We start from the raw sequence: 890 nt of genomic DNA on the forward strand, positions 1-890 counted from the left end.
GGGACTGTAAAACTAACGGCGGATCTGATGATCAAGGAAGAGACGCTTGATGTCCGAGACCGCCGTGGAGTCGCTGTCCATGAACGAACTGCCTGTCGAGCCGGACCGCTCGATGACGGACGAGCAACTGATCTCGATGCTCGTCAATCGAGCGCGTAGCGAGGGGCTGCAGCTGACCGGTGAAGGCGGCCTGCTGCAGCAGCTGACCAAGCGAGTGCTGGAGTCGGCCCTGGAAGGCGAGATCACCGATCACCTCGGCTATGACCGGCACGACCCGGCCGGGAAGAACAGCGGCAACAGCCGCAACGGCACCCGTAGCAAGACCGTGGTGACCGACGTCGGCCCGGTCCAGGTGCGGGTGCCGCGCGATGTGGCGGGCACCTTCGAGCCGCAGCTGGTGCGTAAGCGGCAGCGCCGGCTGTCCGGCGTGGACGAAATGGTCCTGTCCCTGTCGGCCAAAGGCCTCACGCACGGGGAGATCTCCGCCCACCTGGCCGAGGTCTACGGGGCGAACGTGTCCAAGCAGACCATCTCCACCATCACCGACAAGGTGATGGACGGCATGGCCGAATGGCAGAACCGGCCACTCGATCGCGTGTACCCGGTCTTGTTCGTGGACGCGATCAACGTCAAGATCAGAGATGGTCACGTCGCCAACCGGCCCATCTACCTGGTTATGGCCGTCACCGTCGAAGGGCACCGCGACATCCTGGGCATCTGGGCCGGCGACGGCGGTGAGGGCGCCAAGCACTGGCTGGCGGTACTGACCGAGCTGAAGAACCGCGGCGTGGACGACGTGCTCATGCTGGTCTGCGACGGGCTCAAGGGCCTGCCGCAGGCGGTGGAGACGGTCTGGCCCCGCACCATCGTCCAGACCTGCGTGATCCACC

General features: G+C 65.4%; 1 protein-coding gene. It reads left to right on the forward strand.

Translation table 11 applies throughout. The features are described 5' to 3' along the window. Positions 1 to 112: 112 nt before the first annotated feature. On the forward strand, positions 113 to 890 hold a 778-nt coding region (locus tag ACBR40_RS47070; protein ID WP_371252953.1), incomplete at its 3' end, for an IS256 family transposase.

The sequence above is a fragment of the Nonomuraea sp. AD125B genome (assembly GCF_041402765.1).
GTDB classification, from domain to species: Bacteria; Actinomycetota; Actinomycetes; order Streptosporangiales; family Streptosporangiaceae; genus Nonomuraea; species Nonomuraea bangladeshensis.